Origin of the sequence: Microcystis protocystis FBCC-A270 (assembly GCF_050500235.1) — a bacterium.
In the GTDB taxonomy this organism is placed as follows: Bacteria; Cyanobacteriota; Cyanobacteriia; order Cyanobacteriales; family Microcystaceae; genus Microcystis; species Microcystis ichthyoblabe_A.
The window spans coordinates 1,150,229-1,167,929 of sequence record NZ_CP191407.1 but is presented as its reverse complement, the minus strand read 5'-3'; the positions used below and the strand labels follow the sequence as shown (position 1 = coordinate 1,167,929).

The following is a 17,701-nucleotide window of genomic DNA, read 5'->3' as shown; positions in this document are numbered from 1 at the left end:
GTGACGGTTTCTTCCTAGGTTACTGGATTTTTGCTAGTCTCGGAATTTCTAGGTTAGCGAGAGATGACTTTATTGTGTGACTTCCATAAAATGAGAAAATAGCGATCGATTGACTATATTGAGGCGTAGATAATGGCTATCACCGATTCTGATCTAGATTTAGCACAATATATCGACCATTCTCTCCTCATCCCCACCGCCACCAGGGAACAATTAGAGGCTTACTGTCAACAGGCTGATCAATATCATTTTCCCACCGTCTGCGTTTATCCCGCTGCCGTTAAGCAAGCGGTGCAGTTACTCCACGGCAAAAAAACTTTAGTTTCTACCGTGATTGGTTTTCCCGCAGGGGCCACTACCTCCGCAGTTAAACGTTATGAGGCTTTAGAAGCCGTAGATAATGGTGCTAAGGAGTTAGAGGTGGTTATTAATCTCGGTTGGCTAAAAGATGGGAAATCCGAGGAATTATTCCAAGAAATTGCTAGTATTTGTCAGGAAACTGGCCAGACAGTGAAAGCGATTCTGGAAACCTCGCAACTAACGGACACCGAGAAACGTTTAGCGGCAGAAATTTGCATGGATGCAGGAGTGAGTTATCTAAAAACCAGTACCGGCTGGTTTGGAGGAGCAACGGTTAGCGATGTGAAGTTTCTCAAGGAAATTAGCAAAGGCCGGGTAGGAATTAAAGCATCCGGCGGAATTCGCACCATTGAACAAGCAATCGCTCTTATCCAGGCCGGGGCCACCCGTCTGGGGACTTCTCGCGGTGTCGATTTAGTCCGTCAGCAAAAAGCTGCTTTTGAGGAGTAATACTAAATCCTGTTTTAAAAGGTATAGGAAAGTGGGGTGTGGGGTGTGGGGTGTGGGGTAGTGGGGGGATGGGGAGAATAAATAGAAATAATCTCCTGTCTCCTGAATCCTGTCTCCTTAATCCTGAAAGCTAAAATGATGACTGACAATATAGATAAAAATAAGGGGGTTTATTTGCCGATAATTCGCTGTGGTAATCGAGAATTTAGAGATATTCAAGGGATTGTTTTTGATAAGGACGGTACGCTAGAGGATTCGCGAGCTTTCTGGTACGATCGAGCTATAGCCCGGATACAAGCCATTGAATCGCAAATCCCTGGTTTAGAGTCTTTATTAACCAAAACTTTCGGTATTGGGGCAAATAGTCTCAATCCTGCTGGTTTAATGGCAGTGGGCAGCCGCAGAGATAATCATATCGTCGCTGCCGGTTGTATTGCTTCCACCGGCCGGGATTGGTTAACGGCCATGGCGATCGCAAAAGCGGCCTTTCAAGCGGCCGATGAAAAGGTTCCCCCCCGCTTCAATCCCCTCTATCCCCAATGTTTAGAAGTAATTCGTTATCTGCACGCGGCCGGTTTACAATTAGCGATTCTTTCCTCCGATACCACAGCACGAGTGGAGCAATTTGTCAAGGAAAATCACCTATTAAATTATATTAAAATTGCCCGGGGCTGCGATCGAGGTTTAAGTAAACCCGATCCCCTATTATTGCAAGAAACCTGTCAAGCTTTGGGGACCCCAGTGGACAAAACCCTGATGATAGGGGATACTAGGGCCGATTGGGAAATGGCTAAACAGGCAAAATCAGCAGCTGCGATCGCAATTAGTTGGCAACAGGAAAACCATCAAGATTTACAATTAGCTGATGTGGTCATTAGAGAACTTACTGCCATCTCGGTTATCAGAGGCGAATTTTCAGTTCACTGATTACTGATTACTGTTTACTGTTCACTGAAAAATCCCACACCCCAATTCATAATTCCCTCTATGCTAACAATTGCCTTACCGAAGGGTGCTTTACTAAACGAAAGTATCCAAATATTTCAAAAGATTGGCTTAGATTTTAGTGCCTTTCTTGACTCAAAAAATCGCCAATTACAGATTACCGACCCCACTAACCAAGCGAAAGCGTTATTAGTCAGAGCCACAGATGTACCAGTTTATGTAGAATACGGTCAGGCACAATTAGGCATCGCCGGTTATGATATTTTATTGGAAAAATCTCCCGATGTGGCTAATTTAATTGACCTAAAATTTGGTTATTGTCGGATGTCGGTAGCTGTCCCTGCTGATAGTCCCTATCAAAGTCCCTTAGATATTCCCCATCACGGTAAAGTTGCCTCAAAATTTGTCAATTGTGCTAAGGATTATTTTCGTCGTTTAGATATTCCCGTCGAGATTATACCTCTCTATGGTTCCGTAGAATTAGGCCCGATTACGGGGATGTCAGAAGCGATAGTTGACCTAGTTTCCACCGGTCGAACTTTACGCGAAAATGGTTTAGTAGAAATTGCCGAATTATTTGCTAGTAGCGCTCGATTAATCGCCCATCCTCTAAGCTATAGACTAAATCGCGATCAGATCTACAACTGGGTAGAAAAGCTCAGTTTAACGAATCAGCGCCCCCCTTATTAAGGGGGGATTAAGGGGGGATCAGCGCCCCCCTTATTAAGCTATCCATTAGTCACATCTTTCTTAACATAAAATTTGACAAAAAGAGAAAAGTGTGCAAGATGGCTCAAGGGGGTTCTATGGGGGGACTAATTTGATGAGATAGTTTCCAAGTCTGGCTGATATCATGTAACCTTCGCAGTCCCAACCAAATAGTTTTAACACCTGGTTCACCGTCACCTTTTCTACCTAAAAACCCCCCAAGAGAAGCAATCATTCTGACCGCTTCTCGAAAGGAGGGCGGCTTTTCAGGTGGCGGACTCTTTTTATGAATAGTGGCACACAAAGATTGCCATTCATGTTCTTCCAAAAAACTTTCACAACTCTCCTCTCCGTGTAAGCGTGCTTGATAGGTTAACCAAAGTAATCTCCAAGCTACAATTGAATAGGTAGCTAAGGCCATCTCAATTCTACGACCCGTTTCTAATTGCAGTTTTTCTAATCCACAACCACTTTTTAAAACAAAATGATAGCGTTCTATTAACCAGCGATAACTATACCAGCGCACACAGGTTATCGCTGATTCAAAGCTACTAATGTCTAGGCTAGTTAAGAGGAGCCAACTGATAGGATTAACTCCAGGACGCGGATTTTCTTCTTCAGCTAAAATTACCTGTAATTTGACCGGTTGACGAGGGTTCGCTTTCGAGTGATGCTTAGGTACTTGTATTTCAAAACTGGCAAATCTAACTGTTAGTTTAGCTAGTCTAGCCTCGTGATTAGGATTGCGTTTTACTTGCACATCTAGGCTACCACAGGCTTTTATTTCTCTGATGGATTGATGTAAATATTTAGGCTCTGGATGCCCTGACTTTTGCTTGTCTTCGAGATAGTTAACTTTTCGGTTATGAGTTCCTCGGATTAATAAATGAGAGTTAGGACTTCTTGATTGGGCAAATAAATCAAATATGTCTGCCTCACAATCTCCGATTGTTACTACTTGAATATCTTCGGGTATTTGTTGTTGTGTTTCTGATACAGACTCTAACCATCTTTGACTTTCTTTTTCTTCGGTTTCTCTTTTTTTTCTTTGCTTGGCAATCCCTAAATTCTTTTCTTCTCTTGCCCAGACATATTGATTAATCAGTCCTAAAGGTATTCCTTGCGCTGACACTCCTAAGGTGGTATGAACTTTGAGACCAAAGGATTTTTTATAATCTAGATAACCCATTCCTTTTTTGGCTTTTTGCGTCGTAAAGTCTAAACTTGTTGTGTCTTGCACTGCCAAAACTATTGGATGTTCTTTGATTCTTTCTACTGTACTTTTGGCTTGGGCGGCAATTATATCTGAGGGGTGAAAATAGGGGGAATTCCAAAAGTCGTAGGTGGCACTCGCTGCGGCTAGATTTCCCGAAGCTTGTGGCACACTTGTACTAGGTTGGCTGGCCAAGTTTTCTACGATACTGATTAACCTTTTCTTTCTTCTGGTGTCCCCCAGGTCTGCATATTGTAATTCTTGGGCTGCCCATTTCTCCATTTTTTTGCTTACCTCCACCTTAATTCCTTCTTTCAAAACTATACCTATCAATCGTTTCCCCTTTTTTTAAGTTTCTTCTCTTTTTGTTAAGAAAGATCCGACTAATGGATAGCTTATTAAGGGGGGATTAAGGGGGTATCAGCGCCCCCCTTATTAAGGGGGGATTAAGGGGGTATCAGCACTCCCCTTATTAAGCGGGTATCAAGGGGGGATTAAGGGGGGATCAGCACCCCCCTTATTAAGCGGGTATCAAGGGGGAATTAAGGGGGGATAAAAGGCAAAATCTATCTTAATATTCAATTAGAACCATTGACTTATTTCCCCCTAACCTAATTGTTTTAAGAGCAAACCAATAAGCGCACCAGCCAGAATTAACCAAGTAGAATTAACCTGAAAACGTAGTAAAAGAATAGAGGAGATAAGAGATAGAATGATAGCCAATAAATTAAAAGGTAAATTCCCGTAGGGTTGTAACCAAGTAGCTAGAGCTAAATTAAAAATTACTGCTACCATTAAAGCCACGGCACTAGCATTAATTGCATCTAAAAAAGCACCCGCCCAAGCGGATTTTCTCAGCTTAGGAATGAGAGGATTAAGTAATAAAACAAAGATAAAAGAAGGAAAGAAAATCGCTAGAGTTGCCACAATTGCCCCCGATACTCCTAATATTTGATAACCGATAAAAGTGGCTGTAGATAACACCGGACCAGGGGTAAATTGACCCACAGCAATAGCATCTAATAATTGTTGCTGGGTTAACCATCCTCTCCCCTGCACTAAATCCCCTTCTAAAAAGGCAACTAACACATAACCACTACCAAATAAAACACTACCCACCTTGAGAAAAAATAGCCCTAATCCTGTTAATGTCGGTGGGATATTGCTAGGAGTAGCAACCGCCGTCGCACCGCCTATTCCTGCCACAATCAGGGGAAAGGTAGCGAATTTTTTTAGGATAAACATCCCGATAATTCCGCCTAACAGTAAAGCGATAATTTCATTTAAACCTAAGATTAATAATCCGATAACTCCCAATCCGATGAAGAGTAATTGACGGGTTTTCAGTGCCTTTTTGCCTAGGCGCCAGAGTGCCTGAAAAATCACCGCAATTACTACCGGTTTAATCCCCGCAAAAATCGGAGCCACATCCGGTAAAGTCCCGTAGGTAGTATAAATCCAAGCTAGAAAACCCGTAATTAACACCGCAGGAGTAATAAAACAAACCCCCGTGATTATTAAACCCGCTAAACCACCAAAAATATAACCGATATGAATAGCCATTTCCGTGGAATTAGGACCAGGAATCAGATTAGTTGCCCCCACCAAATCGAGAAATCGCTCCTTAGTCATCCAACCGCGACGCTTAACCACTTCTTCCTCCATTAAAGCGATATGGGCAGCCGGACCACCAAAACCGATAATGCCGATTTTGAGAAATAAAAGGGCAAGTTGCGAGAGATTGGGAGGCGATGAAGTCAGCATTTTCTGATTACCAATAGTTTTTCTAGAATCAAGTTTATATCCAAAAGAATAAGCTTAAGTTAAATTCTTGGCTAGATTTCGTCAATTCCAAAATTCCATAATTGCAAAAGTGTTTTACACAAACTCAATTATAAATATTTAATGCTCCCGTTCAAGTAAATTTGATACAAAAAAAGTTAAGAAAACTTTATAAATAATATTGATTAATTTGTCTATAATAGAACCCATTAATGCCAACTGAAACCATAATAAACCATAGACAATAATCAATTATCACAATCGATTCTAATCGATGCAAAAAAAACTCTATGGACAGCTTGCCGCCTAACACTAACCAGTTTTCAGATACCCAAGAGCCAGCAGCGAGTCCATCTCAGCGCCAAGCAGTGTCGGTCAATTATCCCGAACTGCTACCGGAATTGCTGTAGGCACTCGTCTTTTGATTTTTACAAGAGGTCTTGAGAACAGAAAAATTTGCTATACTGCTGATTAGAGTATTTATCCTCTGAATTTTTGTGTCTGCAAGAGATATTTACCACGACACTGTAAAACTTGCTTTAGAGAAGGACGGGTGGGCAATCACTCACGATCCTTTTCCACTTCAAATTGGCAAGAAGCGTTTATCCGCTGATTTGGGAGCAGAACGCTTAATCAGTGCGGAGAAAGAATTGCGGAAAATTGTCGTTGAAGTGAAAAGCTTTGTAGGACAGTCTGACGTAAAGGATTTACAGCAAGCTTTGGGGCAGTACGTCTTGTATCGTCAAATCCTTAACGAGATGAAAGTTGAGCGAGTTCTTTATCTGGCCATATCTCAGCCAACTTTTAACAGTGTTTTTAGTATAGAATTAGGGCAGGTATTGCTAAAGAATCAGATTGTGAAATTAATTGTCTTTGATGATGAAAGTGAGGTAATCGTGCAATGGATACCCGATTAAAATATCAAGGTATTATTAAGACTGTTCTCCAGAATCATGCTAACTATCGTGCTACTTTACCTGATGGCTACACTTCTCAGGTTATATTTGATGATGAACGAGGACATTATCTAGTTTTAGATTTCGGTTGGAGTGGCAATAAGTATCTCCATGCAACACCAATTCACCTTAGCTTGGTTGTCGATAAAGTCTGGATTCAATGTGATGAAACGGAGGAAGGCATAGCTACTGATTTGATGGAGGCAGGTATTCCCAAAGAAGATATAGTCCTGGGTTTTCGTTATCCTAAAATACGCAAATATACGGGATTTGCTGTGGCTTAGTGACCAGAAATGTTGAATCTGTGTATAAAACTTTATACACAAGCTTAAATTGCAAAAGTGTTTTATACAAACTCAATCATAAGTATTTAATACTACCGTTCAGGTAAATTTGATACAAAAAAAGTTAAGAAAACTTTATAAATAATATTGATTAATTTGTCTATAATAGAACCCATTAATGCCAACTGAAACCCATCACCACCCCCCTTATTAAGGGGGGCAAGGGGGGATCAAACCTTATTAAGGGGGGCAAGGGGGGATTAATTAGAACCCCTTAGTCAACAAACCATAGACAATAATCAATTATCACAATCGATTCTAATCCATGCAAAAAAAACTCTATGGACAGCTTGCCGCCCAAGACTAACCAGTTTTCAGATACCCAAGAGCCAGCAGCGAGTCCATCTCAGCGCCAAGCAGTGCCGGTCAATTATGAGTACAGCCTCAATCTGCCGGAATTACTCAACCAGCTTGACCTCTCAGTGTTGATTTCCACCTACCAAGCGGGACGAGTGGCCAGCATTGGCACTTATAAAGGACAAATACGGGTGAGTTTCGCCCATTTTGACCAAGCAATGGGTTTAACCCGAACCGCTACCGGAATTGCTGTGGGCGCTCGTCAGGCAATTTGGAATTTACCCGCTAATCGAGAGATTGCCCCCCAGATTAAACCCGAAGGGGAACAGGATATCGCCTTTTTGGCCCGCTCCTCTCACCTCACCGGTCCGATTATGGGTCATGATTTGGCCTTTGGCAGTAATCGCCTTTGGGTGGTCAATACCCTATTTAACTGTCTGGCAACTATCGAAGGAAATTGGAGTTTTCTACCCCAGTGGAAACCGCCCTTTATTACCGAGTTAGTCCCCGGAGACCGCTGCCACCTCAATGGCTTGGCTATGGCTGAAAATAGCGGCACTCCAGTATATGTAACGGCATTAGGGGAAACCAACGAGGAAAGCCTCTGGCGAGAGAATAAGGCCCAGGGCGGATGCTTAATTGATGTGGCTAGGGGAGAGGTGATTTTGCGGGGTTTAGCTATGCCCCATTCTCCCCGCCTTTATCAGGGTAATCTCTATTTCCTCAATTCCGGTTATGGAACCTTGAACCGTTGGCATCCCCAAACTGGTAGCACGGAAATCGTGGCGGAATTGCCCGGTTTTACCCGGGGTTTGGACTGTTGGGAAGGTCACGCCTTTGTCGGGTTGTCCCAAATCCGGGAAACTGCGATTTTTGGCGGTTTACCCCTGGATGAGCGACGTAATCAATTGCGGTGCGGGTTGGCTATTGTCAACCTGGCTACCAGTCAACTGGTGGCGACTTTTTGGTTCAATAGCGGCGTGGAGGAGGTTTTCGCCGTCTCCGTCCTCCCGGGCTACCGCAACCCGGCGCTAATTGGACCGGATACCGACCTCGACGGCACTCAATCGGTGTGGATGGTGCCTTCTTTAGGGGCTTAATTTTGTAATTTTCACCCTATTATTCAGGAAAAAATCATGTCAACTCCTTAAAATGACTAACCCTACTATCTTAGAAGAGCTACTAAAATTAGCAGCTACTGCTAATTCTCTCGCAGAATTTAAGCAGTCTTTGGCAAAAATCAATATCTAGAAAACGGGTTTCTTCAAGAAACCCGTTTTCTGGACTTATGGCGAATCACCTGAATCAGTGAACAGTTGTTAGCCTTTTGGTAACTGATTCAGGTAATTGCATTTGCGTCTCTTGGTTATAATTCACAAACAGGCTATAATGTTAGTAAAACAACGTTAATCTCTAAGGTTTATCAATGACTCAAATATTGATCGAAATTCCCGACGAATTAATATCTCGTTTGCAAGAACAAAAATCCTCGGTTCAAGAGATTGTTATCAAAGCTTTGGAAAATTATGTTCAAGCTGAATTACCAGATATTACTAAGACTCGTACTTGGGAACTTTGTGGAAGTTTAGAAATTGTCCAACCTGAGCCTAAATATATTATCGGACAAGATAATCGGGGTCAAGTTGTAACTAACTACGCTGAAAACATCGATGAAATTATTTATTAAAAATTGTGGACAAAGAAATTATTGTTGATACTTCTGCTTTAATTGCCTTTTTTGTCAAATCTGAAACTCATCACGAAAGTGCTCAAAAATATTACTTAGAAAATCCTCATAATAATTGGATTATTCTCGAATCGGTATTCGATGAAACTGTGACTTGGATTCGGAGCAAGGTATCTAGTCGAGCCTCAATCCAAGTGGGTCAAATACTAAGAGAAGATCATCGTTATATCAATGTGTCAGATAGCGATGATCTGGCAATATTTGGAAGCTTTCTGTAAGTACAATGATAAAAAATGGAGTTACACAGATTGTTCTATTTTAGTTATGGCTCATCGTTTACAAATATTTAAGGTATTCGCTTTTGATGATCATATTCGTCAAATGGCAGGATTAGGAATTGTTTGTGTCCCATAAACTAATAAAAATACAATTTATGAACGTCGTTCAGATTGCATATCTTGCAACAACCCACGAAACTGAGAAAATGGTTTTTTTCAAGAAACCATGAGAAAACGCCTATTTAGAAACCCGGTTTCTTGTATAAATGTTAATTTTTGTTATAGAAACCTTGAAAAATTCGGGATTGTTTGCACAAAATAGTCGCATTAATCTTTTGCGGTTAACGTCATGACTTCTACCCTTTTGCCGAGCCTTTCTGCTGTTGACGATGTTTTGTTCAATTTTGCTCAATCTGATGGCTTGAGTCAAGCTAATCGGGTGGATAGTGCGAGAAATCAGCGTTTAACCGCTACCGTAGTTTTCCTCGATGCTGGTGTTACCGATTATCAAAGTCTCCAAGCTGGAGTAATTCCAGAAGTCGCCACCGTTATTCTCTCTCCCAACGAAGACGGAATCGAACAAATATCCGCTTTTTTACAACAAAATCCCCAGATTACCACCACCACCTCTATTATTAAATCGGTGCGTTACGCTATCGCGCTTCACCCCTAAGAGTAAGCGGACAACTCAAATGAACCAAACAACCGCCAATTATGATGAACCCTGGAAAGAAGCATTAACCGAGTATTTTGAAGCGTTTTTATACTTCTTTTTTCCTGAAGTTCACCAATTGATTGATTGGACAAAAATTCCCGAATCCCTAGAAAAAGAACTCAAACGGATTACTGCTTCAGCAAAGACAAAAAAACGTTTCGCTGACAAACTCTATAAAGTTTGGTTACTCAGGGGTGAAGAAGTCTGGATTTTGATTCATATTGAAATTCAAAGCCAGTACGAAGAAAATTTCCCTCAGAGGATGTATATTTATAACTATCGTGCCTTTGATTTGTATCAGAAACCGGTTATCAGTCTTGCTATATTAGGAGATGAAAGAGTAAATTGGCGACCAGATTCCTATAATTATACTATCGCTGGTTGTGAAGTCAGCCTCAAATTCCCAACAGTCAAATTACTGGACTATGAGGAAAGATGGACAGAACTAGAAACAAGTAGCAATCCCTTTGCTATAATAGTCATGGCACACCTGAAAACAAAAGCGACTACTGGGAAGCTGCCACAACGGGAACAGTGGAAGTGGAGGTTAATCAGGGGATTATATGAAAAGGAGTTCGAGAGGGAACAGATAATTAAACTGTTTGAAATCATCGACAATATGATGACTTTATCCCCTGAATTGCAGTCAAGTTTAGAAAGTAAAATCAAACAATTTGAGGAGGAAAGAACCATGCCTTTAATAAGTAATATGGAGTTACGAGGAAGGAAAATTGGTGAGAAAATTGGGGAGTTACGAGGAATAGAACGCGGTAAGGAAATTGGCAAGGAAATTGGTAAGGAAATTGGAGCGTTAGAAAATGCTCGTGATTTTGTGAAAAAAGTTTTGGAAAACCGACTAGGCGAGATTCCTGGAGATATTGGACAATGTCTCAATGATGCTTCAGTTATTTCGGTTTTAGAAGAGATGTTAAAAGCCGCACTTATAGTAAATTCTTTTGAGGAGTGTAGGAAGTCTTTTAGTATCATCATAAATAAGTAGTGTGGGTAATACCTACCTTACTTAGTAAACTGTTTGAAATCATCGACAATATGATGACTTTATCCACTGAATTGCAGTCAAGTTTAGAAAGTAAAATCAAACAATTTGAGGAGGAAAGAACCATGCCTTTAGTAAGTAATATGGAGTTACGAGGAATGGAACGCGGTAAAGAAATAGGCAAGGAAATTGGAGCGTTACAAAAAAGCCGCGATGCCATAAAAACAGTTTTAACTGTGCGGTTTGGAGCGATTTCTTCAGAAATTGAAGAGATAATCGGCAAAATGACTAACCCTACTATCTTAGAAGAGCTACTAAAATTAGCAGCTACCGCTAATTCTCTCGCAGAATTTAAGCAGTCTTTGGCAAAAATCCAATAATCTTATCCAATATCTAGAAGACGGGTTTCTCCTTTAAGAAACCCGTTTTCTGTAAATTTTTGTTATATCCCCCTTGAAAAATTGGCGATTCTTTGTACAAAATAGTCGCATTAATCTTTTGCAGTTAACGTCATGACTTCTACCCTGTTGCCGAGCCTTCCTGCTGTTGACGATGTTTTGTTCAATTTCGCTCAATCTGATGGCTTGAGTCAAGCTAATCAGGTGGATAGTGTGAGAAATCAGCGTTTAACCGCACCCGAATTAAATACTGTAGTTTTCCTCGATGCTGGTGTTAGCGATTATCAAAGTCTCCAAGCTGGGGTAATTCCAGAAGTCGCCACCGTTATTCTCTCTCCCAATCAAGACGGAATCGAACAAATATCCGCTTTTTTACCACTGTTGAAACCTCAGATTTGTCGGATTTGCAGACATCTGGGGTTTTTCAGCCAGATATACCCTTCTTTGCCGGCTTAAGTACCTAAGCAAAATTAATGACACAAATCTAACCCCCCCCTTGCTCCTTGCCTATCTCCACTAGGAAATTTATTTTGCACCACTACCTAACTGTTTAATTTTCACCCTTTATTCAGGAAAAAATCATGTCAACTCCTTTTTTGCTAGATATCCGCCCCGGTGCCTTTAGCTCCTACCCCGACAATCTGACGGCGGTGGGCAGTACCCTGTACTTCATCGCTGATGACAGCGTTAACGGTGAGGAATTGTGGAAAAGCGACGGCACGGTAGCTGGTACAGTTGCGATCGCAGACATCCGCTCCCCCAGCCATCTGACAGCAGTGGGCAACACCCTGTTCTTTGTCGCCCGTGACGGCCTTAACGGTGAGGAATTGTGGAAAAGCGACGGCACGGCGGCTGGTACGGTTTTGGTCAAAGATATCCGCCCGGGTTTAGGTGGCTCCCTTAGCTTCCTCCCCCAGATGACGGCGGTGGGCAACACCCTGTACTTCCGGGCCTATGACGGCGTTAACGGCCCTGGATTGTGGAAAAGCGACGGCACGGCGGCCGGTACGGTTCTGGTCAAGAACTCCAACGCCCAAGATCTGACATCGGTGGGCAACACCCTCTTCTTTACCATTAATATCTCTAACAGCTTTCAATTGTGGAAGAGCGACGGCACGACGGCTGGCACAGTTCTGGTCAAGAACATAGGCCCTGGTGACTATGGCTCCTACCCCCGCTTCATGACAGCAGTAGGCAACACTTTGTTCTTTGTCGCCAATAACGGCGTTAACGGTCGAGAGTTGTGGAAGAGTGACGGCACCTCGGCTGGCACAGTTCTGGTCAAAGACATCAACCCCGGCTCCTCTAGCTCCTTTTTTAATTCCTACCCCTTCGCCACCAATCTGACGGCGGTGGGCAATACCCTGTTCTTCAGTGCCGATAACGGCGTTAACGGTCGAGAGTTGTGGAAGAGCGACGGCACGACGGCAGGTACGGTTATGGTCAAGGACATTCGCCCCGGTTCCACTCGGTCTTTACCCCGCAGTCTGACTGCGGTGGGTAGCACCCTGTTCTTTCAGGTCGGCGGAGAATTGTGGAAGAGCAACGGCACGGAGGCAGGTACAGTTCTGGTCAAGAACACTAACTCTGGTCTCTTTATCAATCTTGTAGCAAATATGACGGCAGTGGGCAATACCCTGTTCTTCACTGCCGATAACAACGTTAACGGTCGAGAGTTGTGGCAGAGCGACGGCACGGCGGCGGGTACAGTTCTGGTCAAAGATATCCGCCCCGGTCCCCCTAGCTCCTACCCCAAAAATATGACGGCGGTGGGCAACACCCTGTACTTCCGGGCCTATGACAGCGTTAACGGCTCGGAATTGTGGGCTTTAAATGTGGGTACGCCCACAGTTCCCACCCTCGCGATTGCTGCTACCAACGCCAATCAAACCGAGGGCAACAGTGGCAGTAAATCCTTCACTTTCACCGTCACCCGTGCGGTTAACACCACGGGAAGCAATAACGTTAACTGGGCAGTTACCGGCACCGGAACCAATCCCGCTAATGCCAGTGATTTTGTCGGGGGAGTATTACCCAGTAGGGTAGTGAGTTTTGCTCCTGGAGAAACCAGTAAGGTGATTACTGTTAATGTTCAGGGAGATACAACGGTAGAACCGAACGAAAACTTTACTGTCACCCTCTCCAATCCCACCAATGGCGCTACCATTACCACTGCCACAGCCACGGGAACCATTCAGAATGACGATGCTGCTATTCCCACCCTCACCATTGCCGCCACCAACGCCAATCAAACCGAAGGCAACAGTGGCAGTAAAGCTTTCACCTTCACCGTCACTCGTTCGTTTAACACCACGGGAAGCAATAACGTTAACTGGGCAGTTACCGGCACCGGAACCAATCCTGCTAACGCTGCCGATTTTGTTGGGGGAGTCTTACCCAGTGGGGTAGTGAGTTTTGCCCCGGGGGAAACCAGTAAGGTGATTACTGTTAACGTTCAGGGGGATACAACGGTAGAACCGAACGAAAACTTTACCGTTACCCTCTCCAATCCCAGCAACGGTGCTACTCTCGGCACTCCATCTACGGCAACCGCGACTATTGTTGACGACGACGACTTCTCTGGTCCTTTTTTGCTAGATATCCGCCCCGGTGCCTTTAGCTCCTACCCCAAAAATCTGACGGCGGTGGGCAGTACCCTGTTCTTCATCGCCGATGACAGCGTTAACGGTTATGAATTGTGGAAGAGCGACGGCACGGTAGCTGGTACGGTTGCGGTAGCCGATATCCGCTACGGCAACCGCTCCCCCGGCAATCTGACGGCGGTGGGCAACACCCTGTACTTTACCGCCCGTGACGGCGTTAACGGCCCTGAATTGTGGAAGAGCGACGGCACGACGGCGGGAACGGTTTTGGTCAAAGATATTATCGACCCCGGTTCCTATAATCCCAATTACTCCCTCTCCTCCCCCGGCAATCTGACGGCGGTGGGCAACACCCTGTACTTTACCGCCCGTGACGAAGTTAACGGCCCTGAATTGTGGAAGAGCGACGGCACAGCGGCGGGTACGGTTCTGGTCAAAGACATCCGCCCCGGTTCCTTTGGCTCCGGTCCCGGCAATCTGACGGTAGTGGGCAATACCCTGTTCTTCAATGCCAATAACGGGGTTAATGGCTATGAATTGTGGAAAAGCGACGGCACGGCGGCTGGTACGATTCTGGTCAAAGATATCCGCCCGGGTTTAGGTAGCTCCCTTAGCTTATTTACCCAGATGACGGTAGTGGGCAATACCCTGTTCTTCACTGCCGATGACGGGGTTAATGGCTCTGAATTGTGGAAAAGCGACGGCACGGCGGCAGGTACGGTTCTGGTCAAAGATATCAACCAGGGTTTAGGTGGCTCCCTTAGCTTCTTCACCCAGATGACGGCGGTGGGTAATACCCTGTTCTTTGTCGCCAATGACGGCGTTAACGGCTCTGAATTGTGGAAGAGCGACGGCACGGCGACGGGTACAATTTTGGTCAAAGATATCAACCCGGGTTTAGGTGGCTCCCTCTTCCCGACCTCTCAGATGACGGCAGTGGGTAATGTCCTGTTCTTCACTGCCTTTGACGGCGTTAACGGTATTGAATTGTGGAAGAGCGACGGCACGGCTGCCGGTACGGTTCTGGTCAAAGATATCCGCCCCGGTTCCTCTAGCTCCAACCCCGGCAATCTAACAGCAGTGGGCAGTACCCTGTACTTCACTGCCTTTGACGACGTTAACGGTATTGAATTGTGGAAGAGCGACGGCACGGCGGCCGGTACGGTTCTGGTGGCCGACATCTTCTCTATCCCCGGTGCCTCTCCCTTGAGCCCCGGCCCGAGCAGTCTGAAGGTAGTGGGCAACACTTTGTTCTTCACTGCCAATAACGGCGTTAACGGTCAGGAATTGTGGGCCTTAAATGTGGGGGTTCCCACAGTTCCCACCCTCGCTATTGCCGCCACCAATGCCAATCAAACCGAGGGCAATAGTGGCAGTAAAGCCTTTACCTTCACCGTCACTCGTTCGGTTAATACCACGGGAACCAATAACGTCAGTTGGGCAGTTACCGGCAGCGGAACTAATCCTGCTAATGCCACTGATTTTGTTGGGGGAGTATTACCCAGTGGAGTAGTAAGTTTTGCCGCCGGGGAAACCAGTAAAGTGATTACTGTTAACGTTCAGGGAGATACAACGGTAGAACTGAACGAAAACTTTACCGTCACCCTCTCCAATGCCACCAACGGCGCTACTATCACCACCGCTACAGCTATTGGCACTATCAATAATGATGACTTTATCGGTACTTCTGGTCCGGACACCCTTGCGGGAACCTCTGGAGCAGATGCCATGACTGGGTTAGCCGGAAACGATACTTATACGGTGAATAACGCCGGGGATTTGGTGATTGAAGCTCTCAACCAGGGAACCGATACCGTGCAAGCTGCCATTTCCTATACCCTTCCTAACAATGTGGAAAATCTCCTCCTCACTGGTACTGGTAATCTTAATGGTGCGGGTAATGCCTTAAATAACCAGATTACAGGGAATAGTGGCAATAATAACCTCAATGGTGCTGCTGGTAACGATAGCCTCAATGGTGCTGCTGGTAACGATACCCTCAATGGTGCTGCTGGAATCGATACTTTAACCGGTGGGGTGGGGACAGACATCTTCGTCTTCCAATTTGGTCAGTCCACTGCGGCAGCCCGAGACCGAGTTACGGATTTTGCTATTGGTACTGATAAAATTGACCTGCTCAGTCAAGCTGGTGGGGCCATTAATGCCCCGGTCGCTTTTACCCGGGCAACAGATAGCACCACGACCAATATTAACACCATTGTTACTAACGTCTTTACCGATGCTAATGGGGCAACAGCCGGAAATCAACCTCTCGGAATTAACAGCGCTGCTTTAGTGCGGGACAATAGTTCTTCTACTTACTTAATTATCAACGACGGTACGGCGGGTTTCCAAAGTGCTAATGATTTGGTGATTAATCTTACTGGGTTAACGGGTACTTTACCAGCGCTCGGCACTATTCCAGTCAATAGTTTCTTTGTCTAAATTGATGGGGGGGATTAATTCTCCCCTTTTAATATTTTTCCCTAGTTTTTTTGGTTCTTCGTTACTTGGTATGGTTCGATAGGGTGGTATAAATCGACTAAATCCTTATTTAGCAAGAGACTTAATTGATTAGTTCGTTAGAGAGGGAAAACAATTGGCAAAAATCGAAGCAATGTCTTTCTATATAAGAGTTTCACCCGTCCATTGCATAACACAAACCGAAGAGCCATTAATAATCACTTCCCCTAAAGTTTCACCCTGACTCATACATCCGGGTAAATTGGGAATTAGTGCCGTGTATCCGCCTTCTTCTTCGGGATAAATTGAAATCGGATATTTAAGAGATAAAAAGTATTCTAATATTGGTTGTTCCATTGATAGGTCTAAATAGGTCTAACTGAGTCGCCAATTTGAGGGTTTTCAAAAGGTAACGTTTCGGATAATTCCCATACTAGCAGTTTATTTAACAATTCACGATTTATTAGCTCGGATATTGGCTTTTTATCGTTCTTAGAATTCGCTCCTACGGCTCTTTTTATGAATTTTCCTATCAAATCGGACGGGGTTTCTTGTTCTTTAAGCAACAACTCCAGCAATCTAGATCCTTTATTATTGGCTCTATCCGATTGTAAAATCGATATTTTTTCTTGAACAAAAGTAATTGTCCCCGTCCCTCTCACTAAGTCAAGATAGCCTAAAGACTCACCAGTCTGAGGATCTGTTATTTCTTCTTCGCTGGTATTGTAAACTAACATTCTTTGACCTTCTCGAATTCCACTAATTTCACCTCTATTGATCACTAATTTATAGTCGTCAATAACTTTGACAACTTTGGCGGGAAAGGTTCCTTTAGGAGATAAAATGGGTTTTTCGGCTACATTTTCCATATTTTCCTCTATGGTGAACTATGTTTTCTAAGAACGCCAGGTCTGACTCTGGTTTCTTGAATAATTTTTAAATCGTTACTCGCCAATCGATCTAGAATTACCTGATAGATTGTTTGAGGTTTGTCAATGATCGCGTGTATCTTGCCATCCTTTGGATTAATATATTCAACAAAACCCTCTCCTATTAATCTTTCAAACCCATCTTCATCGGTATAATAAAAAGAGACAAGTAACTCGATCGTAAACAGACTAGAGGAATCAAGAAGGCATAAAATATTATTATTTCCTTGCTTTTGAGACCTCAAAATCCTGGGAGTAATTCCCTGTTTAATAATATTTTCTAAATTTTGGTTTACCTCCTGAAGTTGCTTAACTTCTGCCTCTAATTTTTGCTTCTGTCTAAGAAGTGTGTTAACAGCACTTAACAAAGTGGCTATAAACAGTAGGGTGAAGAAACTGACAATAATTACTAGATCTAGAGGAATAGAAGTATTGAATGGATAACGAATTAAGGCAATACCTCCTAAAAATCCAAGAAGACCGAGTAAAACCCCTTGAATTTCGTTAAAACTAGACCAAATTAACCCCCAAAAGTTATTTTTCATCTTTGTTCAAAACTCAAGAGACCGGTGATTA

General features: G+C 43.7%; 16 protein-coding genes and 2 pseudogenes. 13 read left to right on the top strand and 5 right to left on the bottom strand.

Annotated features, from left to right (window positions below):
* Nucleotides 1–132: 132 nt before the first annotated feature.
* The 3 genes from deoC (at nucleotide 133) to hisG (ending at nucleotide 2,445) form a co-directional block, all read left to right on the top strand.
* Entirely contained in the window at nucleotides 133–810 is a 678-nt protein-coding gene (gene deoC, locus ACQY1X_RS05685) for a deoxyribose-phosphate aldolase (RefSeq protein WP_190537352.1), read from the top strand.
* 135 nt (nucleotides 811–945) lie between these two features.
* Nucleotides 946–1,737, top strand: a complete 792-nt coding sequence (locus ACQY1X_RS05680) for an HAD family hydrolase (RefSeq protein WP_430015472.1) — start codon at nucleotides 946–948, stop codon at nucleotides 1,735–1,737.
* A gap of 60 nt (nucleotides 1,738–1,797) precedes the next feature.
* Nucleotides 1,798–2,445, top strand: coding sequence for an ATP phosphoribosyltransferase (hisG, locus tag ACQY1X_RS05675; RefSeq protein ID WP_002794444.1), 648 nt, complete (start codon nucleotides 1,798–1,800; stop codon nucleotides 2,443–2,445).
* A 103-nt stretch (nucleotides 2,446–2,548) separates the two neighbouring features.
* Here hisG and ACQY1X_RS05670 read toward each other — a convergent pair whose 3' ends face one another.
* Both ACQY1X_RS05670 and chrA read right to left on the bottom strand, forming a co-directional pair.
* Nucleotides 2,549–3,958, bottom strand: coding sequence for an IS4-like element ISMae7 family transposase (locus ACQY1X_RS05670; RefSeq protein WP_430014713.1), 1,410 nt, complete (start codon nucleotides 3,956–3,958; stop codon nucleotides 2,549–2,551).
* A gap of 324 nt (nucleotides 3,959–4,282) precedes the next feature.
* The gene (gene chrA, locus ACQY1X_RS05665; RefSeq protein WP_430014148.1) at nucleotides 4,283–5,440 is read right to left on the bottom strand and encodes a chromate efflux transporter; all 1,158 of its coding nucleotides are present in this window, start codon (nucleotides 5,438–5,440) and stop codon (nucleotides 4,283–4,285) included.
* A 515-nt stretch (nucleotides 5,441–5,955) separates the two neighbouring features.
* Between chrA and ACQY1X_RS05660 the strand changes: the two genes are divergently transcribed.
* The 10 genes and pseudogenes from ACQY1X_RS05660 to ACQY1X_RS05615 all read left to right on the top strand — a co-directional run bounded on the left by ACQY1X_RS05660 (nucleotide 5,956) and on the right by ACQY1X_RS05615 (nucleotide 16,178).
* Complete coding sequence (locus tag ACQY1X_RS05660) at nucleotides 5,956–6,375, top strand: element excision factor XisH family protein (protein WP_002764234.1); 420 nt, start codon at nucleotides 5,956–5,958, stop codon at nucleotides 6,373–6,375.
* On the top strand, nucleotides 6,360–6,698 hold the full coding sequence (locus ACQY1X_RS05655; protein ID WP_002732736.1) for a XisI protein: 339 nt from the start codon (nucleotides 6,360–6,362) through the stop codon (nucleotides 6,696–6,698). The genes ACQY1X_RS05660 and ACQY1X_RS05655 overlap by 16 nt, the downstream gene beginning before the upstream one ends.
* 341 nt (nucleotides 6,699–7,039) lie before the next feature.
* Nucleotides 7,040–8,155, top strand: coding sequence for a TIGR03032 family protein (locus ACQY1X_RS05650; protein ID WP_190537349.1), 1,116 nt, complete (start codon nucleotides 7,040–7,042; stop codon nucleotides 8,153–8,155).
* 326 nt (nucleotides 8,156–8,481) lie between these two features.
* Nucleotides 8,482–8,742: a hypothetical protein gene (locus ACQY1X_RS05645; protein WP_002733873.1), complete on the top strand. Its 261-nt coding sequence runs from the start codon at nucleotides 8,482–8,484 to the stop codon at nucleotides 8,740–8,742.
* A gap of 5 nt (nucleotides 8,743–8,747) precedes the next feature.
* Nucleotides 8,748–9,156, top strand: a pseudogene (locus ACQY1X_RS05640) (type II toxin-antitoxin system VapC family toxin).
* Nucleotides 9,157–9,369: 213 nt separating this feature from the next.
* Entirely contained in the window at nucleotides 9,370–9,693 is a 324-nt protein-coding gene (locus tag ACQY1X_RS05635) for a DUF4347 domain-containing protein (RefSeq protein ID WP_430014146.1), read from the top strand.
* A gap of 19 nt (nucleotides 9,694–9,712) precedes the next feature.
* The gene (locus tag ACQY1X_RS05630; RefSeq protein WP_430015471.1) at nucleotides 9,713–10,735 is read left to right on the top strand and encodes a hypothetical protein; all 1,023 of its coding nucleotides are present in this window, start codon (nucleotides 9,713–9,715) and stop codon (nucleotides 10,733–10,735) included.
* 26 nt (nucleotides 10,736–10,761) lie between these two features.
* A pseudogene (locus tag ACQY1X_RS05625) lies at nucleotides 10,762–11,112 on the top strand (hypothetical protein); the annotation flags it as partial.
* Between the two features lie 132 nt (nucleotides 11,113–11,244).
* On the top strand, nucleotides 11,245–11,586 hold the full coding sequence (locus tag ACQY1X_RS05620; RefSeq protein ID WP_430015470.1) for a DUF4347 domain-containing protein: 342 nt from the start codon (nucleotides 11,245–11,247) through the stop codon (nucleotides 11,584–11,586).
* Nucleotides 11,587–11,711: 125 nt separating this feature from the next.
* Nucleotides 11,712–16,178: an ELWxxDGT repeat protein gene (locus tag ACQY1X_RS05615; protein ID WP_430015469.1), complete on the top strand. Its 4,467-nt coding sequence runs from the start codon at nucleotides 11,712–11,714 to the stop codon at nucleotides 16,176–16,178.
* Between the two features lie 180 nt (nucleotides 16,179–16,358).
* On the opposite strand, the gene ACQY1X_RS05610 is transcribed toward ACQY1X_RS05615, so the two are convergent.
* From ACQY1X_RS05610 to ACQY1X_RS05600, 3 genes are read right to left on the bottom strand one after another with little or no spacing between them, the layout of a single operon-like run.
* Nucleotides 16,359–16,553: a type II toxin-antitoxin system HicB family antitoxin gene (locus tag ACQY1X_RS05610; protein WP_002777554.1), complete on the bottom strand. Its 195-nt coding sequence runs from the start codon at nucleotides 16,551–16,553 to the stop codon at nucleotides 16,359–16,361.
* A gap of 8 nt (nucleotides 16,554–16,561) precedes the next feature.
* On the bottom strand, nucleotides 16,562–17,065 hold the full coding sequence (locus tag ACQY1X_RS05605) for a hypothetical protein (protein WP_002777552.1): 504 nt from the start codon (nucleotides 17,063–17,065) through the stop codon (nucleotides 16,562–16,564).
* Nucleotides 17,066–17,073: 8 nt separating this feature from the next.
* A complete protein-coding gene (locus tag ACQY1X_RS05600) occupies nucleotides 17,074–17,670 on the bottom strand; it encodes a hypothetical protein (protein ID WP_002794452.1) in 597 nt (198 codons plus the stop codon).
* Nucleotides 17,671–17,701 lie beyond the last annotated feature (31 nt).